Genomic DNA, 21,459 nt, shown 5'->3' with positions numbered 1-21,459 from the left:
ACTGAAGGGACCTTCCCTTCTGCGGCGCGAACATGACAGTCTGGGCGCCATGCGCACTCGTCTCCTCGCCGCCACCCTCACGGCACTCGCCGCGGTGAGCCTCGCTGCCTGCTCCAGCTCCGGATCGGGCTCGGGCAAGGCCACCTCCGCGGCCGGCTCCCCCAGCATCCCCGCCGCCTCGGCCACCGCGCCCTCCGACGCCGCCACGCCCGCGGCGACGACGCCCGCGGCCCCCGGGTCCGCCCCGGCCGCCCCCACGGCCGACGGCGGCACCGGCGCGCCCGCCCCCGACGCCGGCGCCTCGGGAGCCCCCGCACCGTCCAAGCCCGCGCCGCCCGCCGACGCCGGACTGCCCGCCAAGCCGGGCACCGACGTGACGGCCAAGCTGGTCTCCGCGCTGGACGCGATCGACCCGGCGATCGTCGGCGGCAAGCCGGACCAGGCCGTGGACCGGGCGCGCAACCAGTGCCAGTCGATGTACCAGTTCCCCAAGGACAAGCAGAAGCTGGCGGACCTGGCCAACCAGCGCTTCACCTCCGCCGACCACCCGCAGGGCTTCGGGCCGGACACCGCCACAAAGATCAACGACGCGCTGCTCGCCACGCTCTGCCCGCCGTCCCGCTGACCTGCCGATCCGCTGGTCCGCTGGTCCGCTGGTCCGCTGGTCCGCTGGTCCGCAGCACCATGATCCGCCCGGTGTCCTGAGCGCCGGGCTGCCGTGGCCGCGCCCCTTTCCGGGTGCGCGGCCACGGTCTTCTCGTTTCCGGCGCCCCTCACCGCCGTCCGGAGCGTCCGACACCCTCCCCCTGGCCGGCCCCACCGGCGGCCCACCCGCCCCGACGCCGGTCCGCCCCCCTTCCGTCGCGCGGGCCGTGTGCTGACGAACTGTTAGGACTCTTGACAGACCAGTGGTCTAGTCCAAACATAAGCATGTCGATCCGACCGGGATGCACTGTGGGGGTGTGACCACCGGCGGCTGAGGCACTGCCATGCCCTGCCATGCTCCGCTCCACCCCCGCTCCGTACGGCGCGCGCTTCCGCACGCCGCCCGCGTCCACGCGAGTCGGTGGGCCTTCGCACGCCCGCACGCCCCCGCACTTCCCCGTACTCCCGGTTCCGACCCGGTCCCGGGGCCGCCGCCGACCCCACACGGCCGCCCCACCCGGACCGACCGCACCTCCCCAACGTCCTGCCCCACCAAGTCTGTTGGAGAATCCATGCGCCTCCGCCGAACAGTCCAGGCCGTGTTGACGGCCTGCGCCACGCTGGCCGCCTCGGCCGGCCTGGTCGCCGCCGGGACGAGCTCCGCCCAGGCCGCCACCCCGCTCCCCAGCCGGGTCTTCGCCCCCTACTTCGAGTCCTGGACCGGCCAGAGCCCGGCCCAGCTGGCCGCGCAGTCCGGCGCCAAGCACCTGACCATGGCGTTCCTCCAGGCCGCCACCAAGGGCTCCTGCACACCGTACTGGAACGGCGACACCTCCAAGCCGGTGTCCTCCTCCACGTTCGGCGCGGACATCGCGACCATCCGCGCCAACGGCGGGGACGTGATCCCGTCCTTCGGCGGCTACACCGCCGACAACACCGGCACCGAGATCGCCGACAGCTGCACCGACGTCAACCAGATCGCGGCCGCCTTCCAGAACGTGATCACCACCTACGACGTCAGCCGGATCGACCTCGACATCGAGGACAACTCGCTGACCAACACCGCCGGGATCGACCGCCGCAACAAGGCCATCAAGCTCGTGCAGGACTGGGCCGCCGCCAACGGGCGGAGCATCCAGTTCTCCTACACGCTGCCCACCACCACCTCCGGGCTGGCCAGCAGCGGTCTCGCGGTGCTGAAGAACGCGGTCAGCAACAACGCGCGGATCGATGTCGTCAACATGATGACCTTCGACTACTACGACAACGCCGCCCACGACATGGCGGCCGACACCCAGACCTCCGCGCAGGGCCTCTACAACCAGCTCGCCAAGCTCTACCCGTCCAAGACCCCCGCCCAGCTGTGGGGTTCGATCGGGATCACCGAGATGATCGGTGTCGACGACTTCGGTCCGGCCGAGACCTTCACCCTGGCCAACGCCACCACCGTGTACAACTGGGCGGTCTCCAAGGGCATCAACACGCTGTCCTTCTGGGCCCTCCAGCGCGACAACGGCGGCTGCCCGGGCACGGCCGGCAACGACAACTGCTCCGGGATCGCCCAGAACACCTGGGACTTCACCCACGTCTTCGCGCCGTTCACCAGCGGCTCGACGGTGAGCAACGACTTCTCGGTGTCGGCCAGCCCGAACTCCGCCACGGTCGCGGCTGGTTCGTCCACCTCGGCCACCATCGCGACGGCCGTGACGGCGGGCTCCGCGCAGAGCGTCAACCTCACGGTCAGCGGCGCCCCGGCCGGCGTCACCGCCACCGTCACCCCCGGCAGCGTCACCGCCGGCAACAGCGCCACGCTGAACATCAGCACCACCTCCTCGGTGACGCCCGGGAGTTACCCGATCACGGTCACCGGCTCGGCGGCCTCCGGCAGCCACACCAGCACCTTCACCCTGACCGTCACCGGCACCCAGCCCGGCAATGACTTCTCTGTCGCCGTGAACCCGAACTCCGGTACGGTCGCTGCTGGTTCGTCCGTCTCGGCGACCATCTCGACGGCGGTCACCGCCGGCTCGGCACAGAACCTCAACCTCGCGGTCGTCAGCCAGCCCGTCCCCGGCATCACCGCCACCATCACCCCCGGCAGCGTCACCGCCGGCAACAGCGCCACGCTGAACATCTCCACCACCTCGGCCGTGACTCCGGGCACCTACCCGCTGGGCATCAGCGCCACCGGGGCCTCCGGCAACCACATCGCGTCCTACACGCTGACCGTCACCGGGACCACGCCGACCACCGGCCTGGTCAACGGCGACCTGGAGAGCGGCAGTCTGACCCCGTGGACCTGCCAGAGCGGCGGCGCCGTGGTCTCCACCCCGGTCCACTCCGGCACCAAGGCCCTCCAGGCCGCGGTTACCGCCGCCCAGACCGGCGAGTGCGCGCAGACCGTCACGCTGAAGCCCAACACCAGCTACACCCTGAGCGGTTGGGTGCAGGGCAACTACGCCTACATCGGCGTCAACGGCGGCGCCACCGCCAGCGCGTGGGCCAACTCCTCCGGCTGGACCAAGGTGTCCGTCCCCTTCACCACCAGCGCCAACGGCACCGTCTCCGTGTACCTGCACGGCTGGTACGGCCAGGGCAACGTGTACGGGGATGACTTCTCCATCGCCTGAGGCCGCCCCGGGTGGTGAATGACGATTGACGAGTAACGGATGACAGCTGACAGATTTCAACATCTGTCAGCTGTCATCTGTCTTCTGTTACCTGTTACCTGTTCGCTGTTACCCGTTCGCCGTCAGTCGTCCGGCCGCGGCCTGCCGCCCGTCTCCTGTCAGCCGCCCGCCGCCGCCCGCATCCGCTCCGGTCGGCACAGCGCCAGGTAGACCACCGTCGCGAGCACCCCGCAGACCAGGACCACCAGCGCCAGCAGCACCGCCGACGGCTGACCGCCGAGGCTGCTCAGCGGCGCGACCACCGCGGCGCACAGGAAGTTGCCCGTCCCGAGCAGCGCCGACGCGGTACCCGCCACCTGCGGCTCGACCAGGCCGAGCGCCTGGGCGGCGGTGTTCGGCAGCAGCACGCCCAGGCTGCCCATCATCACGAACAGCGGCGGGCAGAACCCGGCCAGTCCGAAGTCCCACACCGTGGTCAGCAGCACCAGCGCCACCCCGGCGGCGACCGCCGCCGCGAGGCTGCCCAGCATCAGCACCCGCTGCGTGAAGCGCGGCGCCAGTACGCGCCCGTTCACCTGGGTCATCACCACGATCGCGAACGAGTTCAGCCCGAACAGCAGACTGTAGGTCTGCGGCGAGACCTGGTACACGTGTTGGAGCACCGTCGACGACCCGCTGATGTAGCCGAACAGCGCCCCGAAGGCGAGGGAGCTGGTCAGCGCCAGCCCGAGGAACGGCAGGTTGCCCAGCAGCCGTCCCATCGTCCGCAGGGTCGAGCCCACGCCGCCGCGGTCCCGGGTCTCCGGCGGCAGCGTCTCGCGCAGCACCCCGAACGAGACCAGGGTGAGCAGCAGCCCGAGCGCCGTCAGCACGCCGAAGGTGCCGCGCCACGAGGTGAACCGCATCAGCTGCGCGCCGATGATCGGCGCGAGGATCGGCGCCAGCCCGGATATCAGGGCGATCGAGGCGAGGAAGCGCAGCAGCGCGACGCCCTGGAAGCGGTCCCGGGAGACGGCGCGTCCGATCACCAGCCCGGCGGAGCCGGCCGCGCCCTGGACGAAGCGGGCGGCGATCAGCACGGCCAGGTTCGGCGCGAGCACGCACACCACGCTGGACAGGGTGTAGAGGACGAGCCCGGCGAGCAGCGGCACCCGGCGCCCGTAGCGGTCGCTGAGCGGCCCGAAGAGCAGCTGCCCGGCGGCGACCCCGAACATCGAGAAGGTCAGGGTGAGCTGGACGGCGGCCGGCTGGGCGACCAGGTCGTCGGCGATCGCGGGCAGGCCCGGCAGGTAGAGGTCGGTGGTGAGCGGACCGAGCGCGGTGAGGCCGCCGAGGGCGGCGATCACGGCCCAGCCGGGACGGGTCTGGCCGGTGGCGGGTGCGGCGACGGATGCGGGGGCGGCGGTGGTGGCGGCAGCGGTCGACGTGTCGTCGGTGGGGCCGACGGTCGGGCCGGGCATGGTTCTCCTTACGGACGGGCGACGTGGGGTTCGTTCGCGCTCCGTCCTACCGCAGCACGGTCCGGTTCCGACAGCGGGGGTACGTGCTGTCCGGCTGCGGGGGTGCGCCGGGCGGATCGCCGGGCGCCCGTTTCCGGCCCGCACACGGCGACGGCCCGCCCGCACCTTCCGGTGCCCGGCGGGCCGTTCCGTTCCCCGGTCGCGGCGACCAGGAGTGCTCAGAGGTGTTCAGGGGTGTTCAGGGATTCCCGGGAATGGTCAGGAGTACTCGGGTGCCCGCCGGACTCAACGCTTGGCGACGTGCTCGGCGCGCAGTGCCGCCTGCACCGCCGCGCCGTCCTGCCACGCGTAGAGCTGGTTGCCGGTCAGCGCCACGTTGTAGTACCCACAGGTGCCGATGACCTTGGTCGCGACGCCCTCGGGGAACCAGCCGGCCTTGAGCGACTCCGGCACCGGGTGCGCGCTCTTGCCCGGCTGCCCGGCGGTGCAGCCGACGGGCAGCCGCTCCTCCGGGAGGGTGGCGCGCAGCAGGCGGTCGTCGCCCCTGGTGGACATCAGGTACTTCACCCCGGAGGCGTTGTCGGGCAGCCAGGTCGGCATCGACCGGCGGTCGGCCTTGGCCTGGGTGCCGGTCTCGTACGAGCCCTGCTGCTGATGGTGCTCGTCGTACCAGTCGGACACCCGCGGGCCGATTGCCACGGCCGCCACGGCGACGGCCATGCCGGTACCAGCGACTCCCAGCGCGACCTTGCTCACGATGCCCTTCATGCCCGGCTGTCCTCTCCGTGTCGTGACCGGTGCGGCCGTCGCCGACCGCTCGTCTCCGCCGCCGGCGGCCGCTCAGGTCCGCGTCGCCGACCCGGTCGGCGTGCTCCACCGTCCGGTGCAACCATCGTGGCCCGTCCCGACCCGTCGGATCGTCACCACCAGGTCGCGATCTTGTCTCCAACCCACGGGGTACCTTCTCCACCTTCAGGCGTATCTCCTTCGGCAGGGACCCTGAGGCCCGCAGGTCCGGGGCCCCGCGGTCTCGGACGCGTGCCGCTCCGGCGCCCAGGCCGGCACGCCCGGGTCGAGCGCGGCCCGAGCCCCGGTCGAGCCTCGCTCAAGCCCGGCGCCGCCGCAGCCCGGCCTGCTGCACCCGGGGGCACCGGTACCCCCGGATCGCGGACCGCCCGTCGCTCAGACCGCCGCCGGCACCGGCCTGGCCAGCGGGAACGGGCGGCCGTCGAGGGTCCAGTGCGGGTCGATCGGGCGCAGCAGGGAGGCGTACACCTGCGCGGCGACGTCCGGGTGGCGGATCTCGCCGGTGGGCGGGCCGGCCGGGATGCCGTGCCCGGCGCAGGCGACCCAGGCCGTCCGCTCCTCGACCGTACGGCCGCCGTGGCCGCCGGCGTCCACGTGCCCGTGGTCGGTGACGACGATGACCGTCCACTGCTCCTCGGCGTAGGTCGCCCGGCCGCGGACGGCGTCGAGGAGGCGGCCGAGGCGCTCGTCGGCGGTGCGCATGGAGGCGCGGTACTCGTCGCCGCAGCCCAGGAAGTGGGCGGTCTCGTCGACGGCGCCGAGGTAGACGAAGGAGGCCTCGGGGTCGGCGGTGCCGAGGACGTGGACGGCCTCCCGGACGACCTCCTCGTCCACCGCCTCCCAGGCCTCGGGGGTGTCCTCGGCGGGGGCCACGTAGGAGAGCCGGCCGGGGGCGCGGAACAGCGGGCCGCCGGACTCGTTGATCATCAGCGGGTCCCAGCCGGCCGCGACGAAGGTGCGGCGGCGGTCGCCCCGGGCGAGGCGGGTGGCGAAGTCGGGGAACACGTCGAGCCGGTTGCCGCCCAGGTGGTTGCCCCAGACCCCGTGCTTGGCGGGCTCGACCCCGGTCACGATGGTGGTCCAGCACGGCCCGGACATGGTGGGCGTGCCGTCCGCGACGGTGACCGGCACCAGGAACCCGGCCTCGGCGACCTCCTCCAGGCGCGGCATCGGCACCTGCGCCAGGTAGTCGTGGCGGACACCGTCGATCCCGACGACGAGCACGCGGGGGCGGGGCCACTGGGCAGCGGACATGGGGCGTTCCTTTCGGTCGTGCGCACCCGGCCGCGCCCGCCGAGGGCGCCGCCGACCGCGCCATGCTCCACCGACCGCCGTACCGGTCGGCGTCACCTCACCGAACGCCGGGTGTCCACGAGGTGTCGGAAGCGCGCCGGGAAGCCTCCGGGGCGGTCCGCGGCCGACGGGGACCGTACGGAACGGGCCGCCCCGCCGACCGTGCCGACGCCGCGGGCTCCGGGCGGCGGGCTCCGGGCGGCGGGGCGGCAGGCGGGGAGGCGGCAGGTCGGCGCTACGGACGGCGGGGCGGCAGGCGGGGAGGCGGCAGGTCGGCGCTACGGACGGCGGGGCAGGTCGGGGCTGCCGGCGGCGGGGCGGGTCACGACTGCGGGCGGAACTCGTGGACCACCTCGATGCGGCCGACGATGTGCCGGTTGAACTCGGCCAACTCCTCGGCGGGCACCCAGAGTTCGAGGATCGTCCGGCCGCCCGCCCGCTGGACGGGGTAGCGGGCGAGGAAGGCGGTGTCGACCTCGAAGCGGGTGACGTAGCCGACGCCGGAGGCGGGCACGTTCCAGTCCCGGGCGATCCGGATCGCGTAGTCCTCGTTGAGGACCGGGTAGAAGATCGGCTGCTCGGGCAGGCGGGGCGGCCAGGCGCGCCGGTCGGCGGCCTCGACCAGGGCCAGCTCCTCCGGGCCGGTGGGGCGCCAGAGTGTGGTGGTCGGGGGCCGCGTCGGGACGTACTGGCTGGTCATGGCAGGGACGGTAGCCGGGCCGCGACGGGCCCGGCCACCGGTTTTCCCGGGCCGGGAAGGGCGGGCGGCGGCCCGTCAGCGGTAGGCGGACTCGCCGGTGATGGCCTCGCCGAGGACCAGGGTGTGGATCTCACTGGTGCCCTCGTAGGTGAGCACCGACTCCAGGTTGTTGGCGTGCCGCAGCACCGGGTACTCGGTGGTGATGCCGTTGGCGCCGAGGATGGTCCGGGCGCTGCGGGCGATCTCCAGCGCGGTGCGGACGTTGTTGAGCTTGCCGAAGCTGATGTGCGGCGGGCGGGCCGCACCCTGCTCCTTGAGCCGGCCGATCCGCAGGGCGACCAGGTAGGCCTTCTCGACCTCCAGCATCATCTCGACCAGCTTCTGCTGGGTCAGCTGGAAGCCCGCGATCGGGCGGTCGAACTGGATCCGGCTCTTGGCGTAGTCCAGGGCGGCGGTGTAGCAGTCGCGGGCGGCTCCGACGGTGCCCCAGAGGATGCCGTAGCGGGCCTCGTTGAGGGAGGAGAGCGGGCCGCGCAGGCCGACCACCCCGGGCAGCACGGCGTCGGCGGGCAGCACCACCTCGTCGAAGGCCAGCTCGCTGGTGACGGAGGCGCGCAGCGAGAGCTTGCCGTGCACGTCGGTGGCGGTCAGGCCGCGGGTGCCGCGCTCGACCAGGAAGCCGCGCACGCCCTCCTCGGTCTGCGCCCAGACCACGGCGACGTCGGCGATGCTGCCGTTGGTGATCCACATCTTGCTGCCGGACAGCACCCAGTCGCCGCCCTCACCGCCCTTGCGCACCGCCCGGGTCCGCATGTTGGCGGGGTCGGAGCCGAAGTCCGGCTCGGTGAGGCCGAAGCAGCCGATCAGTTCACCGGCGGCCATGCCGGGCAGCCAGCGCTGCTTCTGCTCCTCGGAGCCGAAGGCGTGGATCGAACGCATGGCGAGCGAGCCCTGGACGGAGACGAAGCTGCGCAGCCCGGAGTCGGCCGCCTCCAGCTCCATGCAGGCCACCCCGTACGCCACCGCGTCGGCGCCCGCGCAGCCGTAGCCCTCGAGGTGCATGCCGAGCACGCCCAGGGCGCCGAGCTCGGGGGCCAGCTCGCGGACCGGGAAGACCCCGCGCTCGAACCAGTCGCCGATGTGCGGGCGGATGTGCTCCTCGGTGAACCGGCGGACGGTGTCGCGGATCAGCCGCTCCTCGTCCGAGAGCAGGTCGCCGACGGCGAGCAGGTCGGACGGGTCGATCCGGGTCGGCTTCGTCATCGAAGCTCCTTGTACTCTCGGCGGAATACCAGCGGAATACCGGCGAGTATCGCGCACCGGGCCGAGCGGTGGGCGGGCGCGAACGAGTGAGGATGGCGACATGTCCGACGGTGCGTACGTGATCGGCGAGGTGACGGCCCAGGAGCTGGACGACTCGGCGGAGGAGTTCGCCGGGCTCCTGGTGGAGACCGTGCACGGCGGCGCCTCGATCGGGTTTCTCGCCCCGCTGGCGCCCGACGAGGCCAGGACGTGGTGGCGGGCGCTCGGCCCGGACCTCGCGGCCGGCCGGCTGGTGCTGTGGACCGCACGGAACCGGGCCGACGGACGGCTGGCCGGCACGGTGCAGCTGCGGCCCGCCACCACCGCGAACGGCCGCCACCGGGGCGAGGTGGCCAAGCTGATGGTGCACCCCGCCGATCGCGGGCACCGGCTGGCGGGGCGGCTGCTGGCGGCCCTGGAGGAACGGGCGGTGGAGCTGGGCATCCGGCTGCTGGTGCTGGACACCGAGACCGGGAGCCCGGCGGAGCGGCTCTACGAGGGGGCGGGCTGGACCCGGGTCGGCTCGGTGCCGGACTTCGCGGCCGATCCGGCGGGCGTGCTCCGGCCGACCACCATCTTCTTCAAGTCGCCGACGCGCTGACGGGTCGACGGCCCGAGCGGGCGAAGCGGGCCGGGGGAACACGACGGATCGGAACGGAACGGGAGCAGGGCATGGCACGTTGGGCGCTGGTCGTGGAGGAGACGGTGGGCACCGGGCACGACCGGACCTGGGGCAGCAAGGTGCTCGCCGAGGTCGAGGGCAGCCGTGAGGAGGCCGTCGAGGAGCTGAAGCGGCTGGTCCCCTCCTACACCCCGCAGCACCCGTTCAACAGCCGACGGCGGACGCTGCTCCGCGACGGGGACACCTACCTGCTGGTCTCGCAGGGGAGCATGCGCGACTACCACTGCGTGTTCAAGGTGTGGGAGCTGCTGTGGGACAGCGAGCGGCCGGAGGTCCAGGCGGAGCGCCTGGCCGAGGGGGACGCGGAGGACGGGTGACGGAGGGCGGGTGACAGCGAACAGATGACAGCCGACAGATAACAGATAACAGATTTCAAACTCTGTCAGCTGTCAGCCGTCACCCCACCCCGCAGAGCCGCAGCACCGCCGTCGTCGCCGCACCGGCGACCACCACCACCGGGAACGGTGCCCGGCGCAGCGCGAGCACCCCTGCGGCCAGCACGCCCGCCGGGCGGGCCCACCCCGCGAAACCGTGCCCCTGGGTCAGCGCGCCGGTCGCGACCAGGGCCACGAGCAGCACCGTCGCCGCGACGGCCAGCAGGTGCCGCAGTCGCTCCGAGAGGGCGAGCCGGCCGGCGAGCAGCGGCCCGGCGAGCCGGTAGGCGTACGTTCCGGCCGCGAGCAGCAGAACGGCGTACAGCGGCATCATCGAACCGTCTCCTTCTCGCTCTTCACGGCACTCTCCCCGCCCACCGCGTTCTCCACGTTCTGCTCGTCCGCAGCACTCCGGGCCGCCTCCCCCGCCGCCGGCCGTCCGGCGAACAGCAGCCCGACGAGGGCCAGCAGCACCGGCAGCCCGGCCGGGACGAACGGCGTGGCGGCGACCGCGACCACCGCTCCCACCAGCGCCGCCGTACGGATGCGGCGGTCCACGAGCGAGGGCAGGACGAGGGCGAGCAGCACCGCCGGGAAGGCGGCGTCCAGGCCGAGCGCGTCCGTGTCGCCGAGCAGCCCGCCCGCGAGCGCGCCGAGCAGCACCGAGACGTTCCAGACCACGAACAGCGCGATCCCGCAGAGCCAGTACACGGCCCGGCGCCGGCGCGGCTCGTTCTGCTGCAGGGCGAAGGCGGCGGTCTCGTCGGTGAGCAGCTGCGCGCCCAGCAGGCGCCGCCACCAGGGGCCGTCGAGCACATCGGCCACGGTGAAGCCGAAGGGCAGCAGCCGGGCGTTAAGCACCAGCCCGGTGGCGACCGCGGCGAGGGCGCCGCCGCCGGAGAGCACCACGCCGACCGCCGCGAACTGGGAGCCGCCCGCGAACACCAGGACGGAGAGGGCGACCGGCACCCAGAGCGGCAGACCGCCGGAGACGCTGATCGCGCCGAAGGAGGCGCCGACGAGGGCATCGGCCAGGCAGACCAGAGCGACATCCCGGAGGGTGGCGCGCTCCAGTGTTCGGAGTAGCGAACGCATGTTCATTAGAGTGAACCGCTCCAGCTCGTTCGTCAAGGCGAACAGGCGGACCGATCCGGCGAACGATGGCCGACGCGGTCGGTACGGTCGGCGCGACCGACCGTGGCAGCATGAACGGCGGCATCGGCCGCACCGGGAGCCGTGGACGTGGAAGGGGCCAGGAGGAAGCGTGAGTGGCAAGCATGAGTGACCAGACCACCCCGGCCACGGGCCCCGACGGCGGCACCGGCAACCGCCCCGGCGGCAACGGCACCGGCGGCACCGGCGGCAACGGCACCGAGCTGATCGGCCAGATCGCCGCCGCGATCCGGCGCGAGCGCGAGCGCAGCGGCCTGTCGATGGCCGAGCTGGCCCGGCGTGCGGGCATCGCCAAGTCCACCCTGTCCCAGCTGGAGTCGGGCGCGGGCAACCCCAGCGTGGAGACGCTCTGGGCGCTCGGGGTCGCACTGAACGTGCCGTTCAGCCGGCTGGTCGACCCGCCGCGCCCGGTGGTCAAGGTGATCCGGGCCGGCGAGGGCCCGGTGACCCACTCCGAGCGTGCCGACTACGCCGCCACCGTGCTCTCCTCCTGCCCGCCCAACGCCCGGCGCGACATCTACCGGATCGAGGCGCAGCCGGGCGAGACCAGGGCCTCCGACCCGCACATGCCCGGCACCGTCGAGCACGTGCTGATCGGTGCCGGGCGGGCGCTGGTCGGGCCGACGGAGGCGCCGGTGGAACTGGGCCCGGGCGACTACGTGAGCTACCCGGGCGACGCTCCGCACGTGTTCCGCGCCCTGGCCCCGGACACCCTCGCGGTGATCGTCATGGAACACATCTGACGACCAGTCAGCATCCCCTTGCGGGCACGGACTACTTCAACAGCCCGTCCAGGAAGGGATTTCCGAACACCCGGTGCGGGTCGTGGCGGTCCAGGACGGCGACCGCCTCGTCCCAGCCGGGCCCGCCGCCGACCCGCAGGCTGTCGGGGATGGCCCGGCCGATCATGTCCGGGTCGGACCAGGCGGCGGCGTCGGTGTAGGCCCAGCCCTTGGACCACTCGACCCGCAGGCCCGCCCGGGTGCCGTCGAAGGTGCGCAGCAGCCACTGCTCCAACTCCCGGGCGAAGCGCTCCAGTCCGGGGGTGCCGGGGAAGGCCAGGACGTCCAGCCAGACCGCCGTGTCCCACTCGGGACGGTCGGCGCGCGGGCGCAGTGCGGACAGCAGCGGGGGCCGGGCGCCGGGGACGCCGGAGGCGGCCGGGTCGTCCAGGCCGGTGACCCGGATCTCCACCGCGCCGTTCACCGGGAACTCGCCCCGGGCCTGGTAGGCGGCGAGCAACTCCCGGTAGTAGGCGGCGAATTCGCTCACCACCCACTGGAGGTCGGCGCGCTTGGTGAGGATCGCGTAGCCGTTGGCGGTGACCCGCAGGGTGGTCGGGCGGACGTACTGGAGCAGGGCACGGGAAGGGCCCCAGAGGTCGGAGTGCAGTCCGCCGGCGAGCAGGTGGGTGAGCACCTCGCCGCTGAGCAGCCGGCGCAGCAGGTCGCCGGAGAGCAGGATGTCCGTGATGTCGCCGGTGAGCCCCACCTTCGCGACCAGGTACTGGAGTTGGCCGAACAGCGGGGCCGATGCCCAGGCGCCGGCGACGATCTCCCCGGCGAGTCGGGCGACCGGCTCCGGAATGCTGTCCGAGAAGGGGTAGTTGTAGGGGCGGTCGACGGAGAGGGAGCCGAGCGGCTTGTTCGGGGTGACGCTCCAGGTCTTGAGCCAGGGGTACTCGGTGTAGGCGAACCAGATCGCCTCGACCCGGCCGTCGCGGTCCACGAACTCGGCGAGCGTGCGCGGGCCGCTCCCGCCGCCGAGGACGCCGCCCAGCACTCCCCCGAGCACTCCGCCGAGCCCGCCGCCGGTCCCGGTGCCGCTGCCGCTGCCCGGGCGGGCGAAGAGCTCGCTCGCCGGGATGTCGAGCCGGCTGACGCAGCGCAAGGGGCGGTCGGCGCCGGCCCGCAGCACCACCTCGGTGAGGAAGGCGCGGCCCAGGTGCACCAGGAAGGCGGCGCTGTCGGCCTCGGAGCGGTCGAAGGTGCGCAGGGTGTAGCGGCCGGTGGCCGGGTCGAGGACGACGGCGGTGAGCCGGACGACCTGGTTGCTGACCGAGCCGTAGCCGTGCCCCTCCGGCCGCGCCTCCCCGACCGCCGTGGTGGCGGTGCCGTGGCCGCCGATGGCGAGCACGCCGCCGACGGTGAGCTCGCCGGGGGCGGGGCAGGCGGTCAGGCCGAGGCCGCGCTGGGCCAGGTACGCGAGCAGGGCCTCCATGGTGGCGCCGGTCTGCACCCGGACGGTGCCGGGCGAGTCGGCGCTGATGGCGGTGAGGTACCGGCTGGTGTCCACGAGCAGGACCCGGGCGCTCTCCGGGGTCCCGGCGGCGACGGTGAGCGGCGCCCAGGTGTGCCGGTAGCCGGAGGCGCGCAGCCGCCAGCCGTTGGCGTGCGCCCAGTCGGCGAGGGCCGGGACCTCCTCGGGGGTGCGCGGCGCGCAGGTCCACAGCTGGTCGGTGCGGATCTCGCCGGACCAGTTCTGGAAGACCCGCTGGTAGAGCTCGGTGCCGGCGGGCAGCCCGGGCGGTACGGGCCCGGCGGCCTCGGCGCTGTCCGGGCCGACGGTGCCGCGCAGCAGCCAGGCCGCGCCGCCGAGCACCGCCGACGCGCCCAGCAGCTGTCGGCGGGTGAGGCCGTCGGTGGTGCTCCTCCGCGTGCCCGCGGGGGCCGTCGGGGCCGCCGGGGCCGCCGGGGCCGTCGACGAGGCTCTCGCCGGGGCCTGCGCCCGGGGGCCCGCGGAGGCCTCCGTCGGGGCGTCCGCAGCGGCGTCCACCTGGGCGTTCATGCGGGTATTCATGGGGGTCATCCCCTCCGGTGTCGCCCCGTCACCCGTTCCGCCCATCGGGCCGTGTCCTGTGGTCATCCGTCCGTCCGCCCCTTCGCGCTGGTCCCCCCGGGCCGAGCTGCGGCGATCCGGGTCCGGCCGGAGTCCGCCCGGCCCGGTCTGGAGCGTAGGGAGGGGCGTACGGCCGTTTGAAGCACCCGCCGGGGATCTCACTCCTTCGAGTGAGATCGGTCCGATCCGCCCCGGGAACCCCGTCCACCTGCACAGCTCCTCGTCCGGACTCTGTTGCCCGGCTCCTCGGCGGGCGCATAGGTTGATCGCGATCACCCCACCCCGCCCGCCGGAGGCCCCGCCATGCCCTCGTCCGCGAACCCGCCCGTGCCCGCGCGTCCCGTGCCCGGGCCGCTGACGGTCGCCGTCGCCCAGCCCGTCTGCGCCGCCGCCGGCCGTCCGGACACCGTGTCCGAGAACGTGGCCCTGCACGCCGAGGCGGTACGGGAGGCGGGCACCCGGCTGGTGGTGTTCCCCGAGCTGTCGCTGACCGGCTACGACCTGGCCGCACCGGCCGTCGACCCGGCGGACGCCCGGCTCGCACCGCTGGTGGCGGCCTGCGCCGCGGCCGGCGCCGTCGCCCTGGTCGGGGCGCCGGTGGTCGAGGCCGACGGGCGCGAGTCCATCGCCACGCTGGCGGTCACCGGGGAGGGCGCCGAGGTCGTCTACCGGAAGATGCGCCTGCACGGCGCCGAGGTCGAGCGCTTCACCCCGGGCGGGAAGCCCGTCGTCCTGGAGCTGGACGGTCTGCGGCTCGGCCTCGCAGTCTGCGCGGACGCCGCCGATCCGACGCACGCCGAGGAGACCGCCGCGCTCGGCATCGACGCCTACGTCGCGTCCACCCTCTACGGGCCCGGCGCCGCCCAGGCCGAGCGCCGGGACGGCCACGTCCGCGACCGGGCCGCCGCCCACGGGGTGTGGTGCGTGCTCGCGACCTGCGCCGGGGCCACCGGCGAGTACCCGGACAGCTCGGGCGGCTCCGGCGTCTGGGCCCCGGGCGGCGGCCTCGTCGCCCAGGCCGGTACCGCCCCGGGCGGGCTGGTCCGCGCCGAGGTGGCCCGTACCGGCCTGCCCCGGCAGTAGGCGCCGGGCCCGAACCGGGACCAGAACCGGAACCGGGTCACCCCCACCGGAAATACCCGGGCCCCGCTCGCGGCTGTGGTGATCGGAGATCCGTTCCGGGCCCGGTCGGGCCCGTACAGGAGGTGCAGCGCGCGATGGGTGGCCAGCAGGAGAAGCCGCAGGAGTACCGGATCGAGCACGACTCGATGGGCGAGGTCCGGGTACCGGCCGACGCGAAGTGGCAGGCGCAGACGCAGCGGGCGGTGGAGAACTTCCCGGTGTCCGGTCAGCGGCTGGAGCGGGCGCACATCGCCGCGCTGGCCCGGATCAAGGCGGCAGCCGCCCGGGTGAACGCCCGGCTCGGGGTGCTGGACGAGGAGACGGCGGAGGCGATCGCGGCGGCGGCCGAGGAGGTCGCGGAGGGGCGCTGGGACGACCAGTTCCCTGTGGACGTGTTCCAGACCGGCTCGGGCACCTCGTCCAACATGAACACCAACGAGGTGATCGCGACCCTGGCCGGGGAGCGGCTGGGCCGGCCGGTCCACCCGAACGACCACGTCAACGCCAGCCAGTCGTCCAACGACGTCTTCCCGTCCTCGATCCACATCGCCGCCACCGGCGCCGTCACCCACGACCTGGTCCCGGCGCTGGAGCACCTCGCGGAGGCGTTGGAGCGCAAGGCCGCCGAGTTCGCCCGGGTGGTCAAGTCGGGCCGCACCCACCTGATGGACGCCACGCCCGTCACGCTCGGCCAGGAGTTCGGCGGCTACGCGGCGCAGGTGCGGCACGGGCGGGAGCGGCTGCTGGCCACCCTCCCCCGGGTGGCCGAACTCCCGCTCGGCGGCACGGCGGTGGGCACCGGGATCAACACCCCGCCCGGCTTCCCGGAGGCCGTCATCGCGGAGGTCGCCCGCGCCACCGACCTGCCGCTGACGGAGGCCAGGAACCACTTCGAGGCGCAGGGCGCGCGGGACGCCCTGGTCGAACTGAGCGGTCAACTGCGCACGGTGGCGGTCGGGTTCACGAAGATCGCGAACGACCTGCGGTGGATGGGCTCCGGTCCGCGCACCGGGCTCGGCGAGATCAACCTGCCGGACCTCCAGCCGGGTTCGTCGATCATGCCGGGCAAGGTGAACCCGGTGCTGCCCGAGGTGGTGCTGATGGTCGCCGCCCAGGTGGTGGGAAACGACGCGACGGTCACCCTGGCGGGCGCGAGCGGCAACTTCGAGCTGAACGTGATGCTCCCGGTGCTCGCCCGCAACGTCCTGGAGTCGGTGCGGCTGCTCGCCAACAGCGCCCGGCTGCTGGCCGACCGGACGGTGGACGGCATCACCGCCAACGTCGAACGGGCCCGGGAGTACGCGGAGTCCTCGCCCTCGGTGGTGACCCCGCTGAACCGCTACATCGGGTACGAGGAGGCCGCGAAGGTCGCCAAGCAGGCACTGGCGGAGCGCAAGACGATCCGTCAGGTGGTTCTGGAGCGCGGCTACGTCGAACAGGGCAGGCTCACCGTGGAGCAGCTGGACGAGGCGCTGGACGTGCTGCGGATGACGCACCCCTAGCGGGCCGGGCCGGCCGGCGGCTGTGACACGGCTTGGTCCCGGTCGCCGGCCTCGCCTTCGCCGGAGGACGTGCGCCGGGGCGCGGCGGGCGGTTGCGCCCTCCGCGCCCCGGTCACGGGCTGCGGGGAAGATCAGCCCTTGGCGCGACCGGCCCGGCCGCGCCGCATCGATGCTCCGTTCGACGTCATGGTCGCCATCGAGATCGCCGCGAGGCCGAGCAGGAACATCACGGCGCCCACGATGACGCAGGTCACGATGTTCTTGCCGTGCGCGACGGACCCGGAGACGACCCACGGGGAGATGATCGTCCAGGCACCGAGCGCGGCGGCCGCCCAGGCCCGCGCGTGGGTGCGTTCGTAGGCCGACCCGTAGCCGGCCATCAGAGCCGTGTAGGCCAGCCCGACGATCAGGCAGGTCACGGTCAGGGTGTTGTACGCGGTGAAGCCGACGATCCACGGCGATGCCGCCAGGAAGAGGCCGGCCAGGACGGCCAGGGCCTCGATGCCCTGGGCGCGGGGGGTCGAGGTGACCCGCTCGTAGCGTTCGCGCAGTTCGACGATGTCCGGATGGTGCTCCATGCCCGTCGTCGGGATATGGGTTGCCACCGATACCACCTCCTGTGGTCGGAACCGGTAAGGCGCTTGCCCCGTACCCATTCTGGCTCTTATCCAACGATTTGCACCCAATAGTCTGGAATAACCGATAACCATCGGATCACGCCGGTGACCTGCGTCTCAACCGTCCGGGTCGCCATTGCCTATGCAACTCGTTGCATAGCAGGATGCGGGCCATGGCACTGGAGCACGCGATCCTCGTCTCACTGCTGGAGCAGCCCGGCTCCGGCTACGAGCTGGCCCGGCGCTTCGACCGCTCGATCGGGCGCTTCTGGACCGCCACCCACCAGCAGATCTACCGGGTGCTGCGGCGGATGGAGACGGACGGCTGGGTGGCCGCGCAGGAGGTCAGCCAGGACGGACGCCCGGACAAGAAGGTCTACTCGGCGGCCGAGGCCGGACGGGCCGCGCTGGCCGGCTGGCTGCGCGAACCGGTCGAACCGGAGACCGTCCGGCACGAGCTCGCGGTCAAGATCCGGGCCGCCGCCTTCGACGACCCGGCCGCGCTGATCTCCGAGGTCGAACGGCACCGCGAGGGCCATGCCGCCCTGCTCGCCCGCTACCTGCACGGCGAGCAGCGGGACTTCCCCGACGCCACCGCGCTCGACGCGGGGCAGCAGCTGCAGCACGTGGTGCTGCGCGGCGGCATCGAGTACGAGCGGATGACCCTCGCCTGGCTCGACGACGTGCTCGCCACCCTGCGCCGCCTCTCCTCCGCCGGCTGACGGCGGACCGCCGACGACCGGCGGACGGCGGGCGACGCCCGGTCCCTGCCACCCGCCCCTCCTCACACCCTCGACCCCCGGGAGCCCCTCGATGCTCTTCAACCCGCGCAACTACGACCCCGCACAGTTCGACGAGCCGACCCGCCGGCTGCTGCGCGCGACGGTGGACTGGTTCGAGTCCCGCGGCAAGAAGGCGCTGATCGACACCTACATCGACCGCAGCTGGTACGCCGACTTCCTGGACTTCGCCGCGCAGGAGGGCCTGTTCGCCGAGTTCCTGACCCCCGCCTCGGCCGACCCCGACAAGCGCTGGGACACCGCCCGCATCGCCGAGCTGAACGAGATCCTCGGCTTCTACGGCCTCGGCTACTGGTACACCTGGCAGGTCACCATCCTGGGCCTGGGCCCGGTCTGGCAGAGCGGGAACGAGGCCGTCCGCGCCCGCGCCGCCAAGCTGCTGGCCGAGGGCCACGTGATGGCCTTCGGCCTCTCCGAGCGCACCCACGGCGCGGACATCTACTCCACCGACATGATCCTCACCCCGGACGGCGAGGGCGGCTTCACCGCGACCGGCTCCAAGTACTACATCGGCAACGGCAACGTGGCCGGCCTGGTCTCGGTGTTCGGCCGCCGCTCGGACGTCGAGGGCCCGGAGGGCTACGTCTTCTTCGCCGCCGACAGCCGCCACGACGCGTACCACCTGGTCAAGAACGTGGTGAACGCGCAGATGTACGTCAGCGAGTTCCGCCTGGAGGACTACCCGGTGCGCGCCGAGGACGTGCTGCACACCGGCCAGGCCGCCTTCGACGCCGCGCTCAACACCGTCAACGTCGGCAAGTTCAACCTCTGCACCGCCTCGATCGGCATCTGCGAGCACGCGATGTACGAGGCCGTCACGCACGCCCACAACCGGGTGCTGTACGGCAAGCGGGTCACCGACTTCCCGCACGTCAAGCGGGAGTTGACCGACGCCTACGTCCGCCTGGTGGCGATGAAGCTGTTCAGCGCGCGGGCCGTGGACTACTTCCGCACCGCCTCCCCCGAGGACCGCCGCTACCTGCTGTTCAACCCGATGACCAAGATGAAGGTCACCACCGAGGGCGAGAAGGTCATCGACCTGATGTGGGACGTCATCGCCGCCAAGGGCTTCGAGGCGGACACCTACTTCGACAAGGCCGCGAAGGACATCCGCGGCCTGCCGAAGCTGGAGGGCACCGTCCACGTCAACCTGGCGCTGATCCTCAAGTTCATGGGCAACTACCTGTTCGCCCCGGCCGACTACGCCCCGGTGCCGAGCCGCCTGGACGCCGCCGACGACGACTTCCTGTTCCGGCAGGGCCCGGCGCGCGGCCTCGGCGCGATCCGCTTCCACGACTGGCGCGCCGCCTACGACCGCCACGCCGCGCTGCCCAACGTCGCCCGCTTCCGCGAGCAGGCCGACGGCTTCTGCGCGCTGCTGCTCGAGAACGCGCCGAGCAAGGAGCAGCAGGCCGACCTGGACTTCCTGCTGGAGATCGGCCAGCTGTTCGCGCTGATCGTCTACGGCCAGCTGGTACTGGAGCAGGCCGAGTTGACCGGCCTGACCGCCTCCGAGGACGGCGGCGACGTGCTGGACCGGATCTTCGACGCGCTGGTCCGCGACTTCTCCGCACACGCCACCGAGCTGCACGGCAAGGCCTCGGCCACCGAGGAGCAGGCCGCCTGGGCGCTGACGAACGTGCGCCGCCCGGTCGCCGACCCGGCGCGGGACGCGCGGGTGTGGGAGCGGGTCGAGGCCATCTCCGGCGCGTACGAGATGCGGCCGTAGGGCGGAGCGGCAGGACTCCGGGGGTGCCGGTCGGCGGGCCGGCACCCCCGGTTCACTTCTCCGGCCCACCGCCCGCGTTCACCTTCCCCGTGCGCCCCTCGGTTCACCGCCCCGGTGCGCCCCTCGGTTCACCGCCCCGGTGCGCCCCTCGGTTCACCGCTCCGGTTCACCGCTCCGGGGAGGTCCGGCCGTCGCCGAGGCCCATGTCGCGGGCCCGGGCGACCGCCTCGGCGCGCGTGGCGACGTGCAGCTTCTCGAAGATGTGGGTGATGTGGTTGCGGACGGTCTTCTCCGCGACCACCAGCTCCCGGGCGATCCGCCGGTTGTCCAGCCCGCGCGCGACCAGGCCCAGCACCTCGGCCTCGCGGGCGGTGAGTTCGGGGAAGAGCTGCCCCGCCTCCCGCATCCTCGCCCCGGCCAGCAGGGCGGTGATCCGTCCGGCCACCTCGCCGCCGAACACCGCGCCGCCCGTCGCGACCGTCCGCACCGCGTGCAGCACCTCCTCCCGCCCGGCCCCCTTGACCAGGTAGCCGCGCGCGCCCGCCTGGAGGGCGGCGAGCAGGTTCCCGTCGTCGTCCGACATGGTCAGCATCAGCACCGGCGGCGGCGCCTCCCGGGTGGCGAGCTGCCGGACGGCCTCCAGTCCGGAGCCGTCGGGCAGCGAGAGGTCCATGATCACCACGTCGGGGTGGTGCCGGGCGACCTCCCCCGGAACGTCGGCGACCCGCTCGGCCTCGGCGACCACGAGGACGCCCTCGGCGCTCTCCAGTGCCGCCTTGAGCCCCTCCCGGAACAGGGGGTGGTCGTCGACGATCAGCACACGGACGGGCGGGTCTCCGGCCGGGTCCGCAGGTTCCACCGGCTGTTCTTCATCCACCCGGCCGACACTATCAGCGGCGATCGCGTGACTTTCCGTGACGTGCGCGTGAAGCCCTCCGCGTGTCGGCCCACCGCCCGCCGCACCCGACGGCGACGGACGGGCGACGGGCGGGCGGGCGGACGGATAACAGATGACAGTCGACAGCTGACAGATTTTGAACTCTGTCAGCTGTCGACTGTCATCTCACCGCGGCCTCCCGGCCTCGCGCCCTCACCCCTGCGGATCGGCCTGCCCCGAGCGCATGGGCCTGCTGTCCCACTCCGGCCCCAGGGCGGCGCCGGGGGTGCCGACGCGGCCCAGGACGGCGGTGACCGGTCCGCGGCGGCCGGCCCGGAGGCCGTACCGCTCCCCCGCCCGGATGTAGACCAAGTCGCCGGGGAGCAGTGGCACTTCACCGAGCTCGCCGAGGAAGGAGCAGGCTCCGGAGAGGACCACCAGGAAGGCGTCGGCGGCCCGGTCCGCGTACGGTCCGCAGACACCGACCGGGTCGAGCCGTACGGTGCCCACCTCCACCTGCCGCCAGCTCGGGGCGGATGCGGAGCCCGACCGCTGGGCCGGGATGGCGGCCCGGGGCGGGGTGGGACGGACGGTGAGCACGGCGGTCGGCGCGCCGCGGACGGCGGTGAGCCGGTAGGAGGTGCCGGGCCGGTGGTGCAGCACCTCGCCCGGGGAGAGGATCCGGTCGGCCGCGAGCAGCCGACCGGAGAGCACCACGGTCACCGATTCGACGGATTCGTAAGGGAGTTGCTCGACCCGGACGCCCGGCGGCAGCGCCTCGACGGTGAGTCCGGCGCGGACGGCCGGCCGCTGCTCGGGGTCGATCAGCCGCTGGAACGCGGGTGCGGTGCGGGGGACGGCAGCGGGGACGAGTATCACGAGGGGTCTCCTCGGATCGAGGACTGGCA

20 protein-coding genes are annotated in these 21,459 nt (G+C 73.3%); 9 read left to right on the top strand and 11 right to left on the bottom strand.

Features of this window, described 5'->3' with window-relative positions:
* The first annotated feature begins 49 nt into the window (after positions 1–49).
* Both ACFY4B_RS06185 and ACFY4B_RS06180 read left to right on the top strand, forming a co-directional pair.
* Complete coding sequence (locus tag ACFY4B_RS06185; protein ID WP_387966668.1) at positions 50–625, top strand: hypothetical protein; 576 nt, start codon at positions 50–52, stop codon at positions 623–625.
* A 592-nt stretch (positions 626–1,217) separates the two neighbouring features.
* Entirely contained in the window at positions 1,218–3,275 is a 2,058-nt protein-coding gene (locus tag ACFY4B_RS06180) for a glycosyl hydrolase family 18 protein (protein ID WP_387966667.1), read from the top strand.
* 158 nt (positions 3,276–3,433) lie between these two features.
* On the opposite strand, the gene ACFY4B_RS06175 is transcribed toward ACFY4B_RS06180, so the two are convergent.
* The 5 genes from ACFY4B_RS06175 to ACFY4B_RS06155 form a co-directional block, all read right to left on the bottom strand.
* Entirely contained in the window at positions 3,434–4,735 is a 1,302-nt protein-coding gene (locus tag ACFY4B_RS06175) for a multidrug effflux MFS transporter (protein WP_387966666.1), read from the bottom strand.
* Between the two features lie 285 nt (positions 4,736–5,020).
* Positions 5,021–5,503, bottom strand: coding sequence for a hypothetical protein (locus ACFY4B_RS06170; RefSeq protein WP_049657923.1), 483 nt, complete (start codon positions 5,501–5,503; stop codon positions 5,021–5,023).
* A 414-nt stretch (positions 5,504–5,917) separates the two neighbouring features.
* Entirely contained in the window at positions 5,918–6,796 is an 879-nt protein-coding gene (locus ACFY4B_RS06165) for an alkaline phosphatase family protein (RefSeq protein WP_387966665.1), read from the bottom strand.
* 361 nt (positions 6,797–7,157) lie between these two features.
* Positions 7,158–7,535, bottom strand: a complete 378-nt coding sequence (locus tag ACFY4B_RS06160) for a hypothetical protein (protein WP_049652263.1) — start codon at positions 7,533–7,535, stop codon at positions 7,158–7,160.
* A gap of 75 nt (positions 7,536–7,610) precedes the next feature.
* Positions 7,611–8,798 carry an acyl-CoA dehydrogenase family protein gene (locus ACFY4B_RS06155; protein ID WP_387966664.1) on the bottom strand — a complete coding sequence of 396 codons (1,188 nt, stop codon included), beginning with the start codon at positions 8,796–8,798 and terminating at the stop codon, positions 7,611–7,613.
* Positions 8,799–8,898: 100 nt separating this feature from the next.
* Between ACFY4B_RS06155 and ACFY4B_RS06150 the strand changes: the two genes are divergently transcribed.
* Positions 8,899–9,438 (top strand): GNAT family N-acetyltransferase, encoded by a 540-nt coding sequence (locus ACFY4B_RS06150; RefSeq protein ID WP_387966663.1) that lies wholly within the window; start codon positions 8,899–8,901, stop codon positions 9,436–9,438.
* 71 nt (positions 9,439–9,509) lie between these two features.
* Positions 9,510–9,836: a hypothetical protein gene (locus tag ACFY4B_RS06145; RefSeq protein WP_074004216.1), complete on the top strand. Its 327-nt coding sequence runs from the start codon at positions 9,510–9,512 to the stop codon at positions 9,834–9,836.
* A gap of 79 nt (positions 9,837–9,915) precedes the next feature.
* On the opposite strand, the gene ACFY4B_RS06140 is transcribed toward ACFY4B_RS06145, so the two are convergent.
* Positions 9,916–10,224: an AzlD domain-containing protein gene (locus ACFY4B_RS06140; protein ID WP_369808302.1), complete on the bottom strand. Its 309-nt coding sequence runs from the start codon at positions 10,222–10,224 to the stop codon at positions 9,916–9,918.
* Entirely contained in the window at positions 10,224–10,988 is a 765-nt protein-coding gene (locus ACFY4B_RS06135) for an AzlC family ABC transporter permease (protein WP_049652290.1), read from the bottom strand. The genes ACFY4B_RS06140 and ACFY4B_RS06135 overlap by 1 nt, the downstream gene beginning before the upstream one ends.
* Positions 10,989–11,161: 173 nt before the next feature.
* Here ACFY4B_RS06135 and ACFY4B_RS06130 point away from each other — a divergent pair, with 173 nt between their 5' ends.
* On the top strand, positions 11,162–11,809 hold the full coding sequence (locus ACFY4B_RS06130; protein WP_387966662.1) for a helix-turn-helix domain-containing protein: 648 nt from the start codon (positions 11,162–11,164) through the stop codon (positions 11,807–11,809).
* Between the two features lie 31 nt (positions 11,810–11,840).
* Here ACFY4B_RS06130 and ACFY4B_RS06125 read toward each other — a convergent pair whose 3' ends face one another.
* Positions 11,841–13,865 (bottom strand): cholesterol oxidase substrate-binding domain-containing protein, encoded by a 2,025-nt coding sequence (locus tag ACFY4B_RS06125; protein WP_387966661.1) that lies wholly within the window; start codon positions 13,863–13,865, stop codon positions 11,841–11,843.
* Between the two features lie 342 nt (positions 13,866–14,207).
* On the opposite strand from ACFY4B_RS06125, the gene ACFY4B_RS06120 reads away from it, so the two are divergent.
* Both ACFY4B_RS06120 and ACFY4B_RS06115 read left to right on the top strand, forming a co-directional pair.
* Positions 14,208–14,987 carry a carbon-nitrogen hydrolase family protein gene (locus tag ACFY4B_RS06120; protein ID WP_387966659.1) on the top strand — a complete coding sequence of 260 codons (780 nt, stop codon included), beginning with the start codon at positions 14,208–14,210 and terminating at the stop codon, positions 14,985–14,987.
* 134 nt (positions 14,988–15,121) lie between these two features.
* Complete coding sequence (locus tag ACFY4B_RS06115; protein WP_074004214.1) at positions 15,122–16,528, top strand: aspartate ammonia-lyase; 1,407 nt, start codon at positions 15,122–15,124, stop codon at positions 16,526–16,528.
* Between the two features lie 131 nt (positions 16,529–16,659).
* Here ACFY4B_RS06115 and ACFY4B_RS06110 read toward each other — a convergent pair whose 3' ends face one another.
* Positions 16,660–17,133: an SPW repeat protein gene (locus tag ACFY4B_RS06110; protein WP_310593178.1), complete on the bottom strand. Its 474-nt coding sequence runs from the start codon at positions 17,131–17,133 to the stop codon at positions 16,660–16,662.
* A 185-nt stretch (positions 17,134–17,318) separates the two neighbouring features.
* Here ACFY4B_RS06110 and ACFY4B_RS06105 point away from each other — a divergent pair, with 185 nt between their 5' ends.
* Positions 17,319–17,867, top strand: a complete 549-nt coding sequence (locus tag ACFY4B_RS06105) for a PadR family transcriptional regulator (protein ID WP_049652276.1) — start codon at positions 17,319–17,321, stop codon at positions 17,865–17,867.
* 91 nt (positions 17,868–17,958) lie between these two features.
* Positions 17,959–19,674: an acyl-CoA dehydrogenase family protein gene (locus ACFY4B_RS06100; protein ID WP_387966658.1), complete on the top strand. Its 1,716-nt coding sequence runs from the start codon at positions 17,959–17,961 to the stop codon at positions 19,672–19,674.
* 166 nt (positions 19,675–19,840) lie between these two features.
* Here the strand turns inward: ACFY4B_RS06100 and ACFY4B_RS06095 are convergent, their stop codons facing one another.
* Positions 19,841–20,551: a response regulator gene (locus ACFY4B_RS06095; protein ID WP_387966657.1), complete on the bottom strand. Its 711-nt coding sequence runs from the start codon at positions 20,549–20,551 to the stop codon at positions 19,841–19,843.
* Between the two features lie 213 nt (positions 20,552–20,764).
* On the bottom strand, positions 20,765–21,430 hold the full coding sequence (locus ACFY4B_RS06090) for a hypothetical protein (RefSeq protein ID WP_387966656.1): 666 nt from the start codon (positions 21,428–21,430) through the stop codon (positions 20,765–20,767).
* Positions 21,431–21,459: the final 29 nt, after the last annotated feature.

Source organism: Kitasatospora sp. NPDC001261 (assembly GCF_042896795.1).
In the GTDB taxonomy this organism is placed as follows: Bacteria; Actinomycetota; Actinomycetes; order Streptomycetales; family Streptomycetaceae; genus Kitasatospora.
This window is presented reverse-complemented; position numbering and strand designations above follow the sequence as displayed.

Coding starts and splice junctions, on each gene's coding strand:
- ACFY4B_RS06120 (WP_387966659.1), top strand. CDS start 14,208: ATGCCCTCGTCCGCGAACCCGCCCGTGCCCGCGCGTCCCGTGCCCGGG.
- ACFY4B_RS06115 (WP_074004214.1), top strand. CDS start 15,122: ATGGGTGGCCAGCAGGAGAAGCCGCAGGAGTACCGGATCGAGCACGAC.
- ACFY4B_RS06125 (WP_387966661.1), bottom strand. CDS start 13,865: ATGAATACCCGCATGAACGCCCAGGTGGACGCCGCTGCGGACGCCCCG.
- ACFY4B_RS06105 (WP_049652276.1), top strand. CDS start 17,319: ATGGCACTGGAGCACGCGATCCTCGTCTCACTGCTGGAGCAGCCCGGC.
- ACFY4B_RS06165 (WP_387966665.1), bottom strand. CDS start 6,796: ATGTCCGCTGCCCAGTGGCCCCGCCCCCGCGTGCTCGTCGTCGGGATC.
- ACFY4B_RS06185 (WP_387966668.1), top strand. CDS start 50: ATGCGCACTCGTCTCCTCGCCGCCACCCTCACGGCACTCGCCGCGGTG.
- ACFY4B_RS06140 (WP_369808302.1), bottom strand. CDS start 10,224: ATGCCGCTGTACGCCGTTCTGCTGCTCGCGGCCGGAACGTACGCCTAC.
- ACFY4B_RS06170 (WP_049657923.1), bottom strand. CDS start 5,503: ATGAAGGGCATCGTGAGCAAGGTCGCGCTGGGAGTCGCTGGTACCGGC.
- ACFY4B_RS06145 (WP_074004216.1), top strand. CDS start 9,510: ATGGCACGTTGGGCGCTGGTCGTGGAGGAGACGGTGGGCACCGGGCAC.
- ACFY4B_RS06180 (WP_387966667.1), top strand. CDS start 1,218: ATGCGCCTCCGCCGAACAGTCCAGGCCGTGTTGACGGCCTGCGCCACG.
- ACFY4B_RS06135 (WP_049652290.1), bottom strand. CDS start 10,988: ATGCGTTCGCTACTCCGAACACTGGAGCGCGCCACCCTCCGGGATGTC.
- ACFY4B_RS06100 (WP_387966658.1), top strand. CDS start 17,959: ATGCTCTTCAACCCGCGCAACTACGACCCCGCACAGTTCGACGAGCCG.
- ACFY4B_RS06150 (WP_387966663.1), top strand. CDS start 8,899: ATGTCCGACGGTGCGTACGTGATCGGCGAGGTGACGGCCCAGGAGCTG.
- ACFY4B_RS06175 (WP_387966666.1), bottom strand. CDS start 4,735: ATGCCCGGCCCGACCGTCGGCCCCACCGACGACACGTCGACCGCTGCC.
- ACFY4B_RS06155 (WP_387966664.1), bottom strand. CDS start 8,798: ATGACGAAGCCGACCCGGATCGACCCGTCCGACCTGCTCGCCGTCGGC.
- ACFY4B_RS06160 (WP_049652263.1), bottom strand. CDS start 7,535: ATGACCAGCCAGTACGTCCCGACGCGGCCCCCGACCACCACACTCTGG.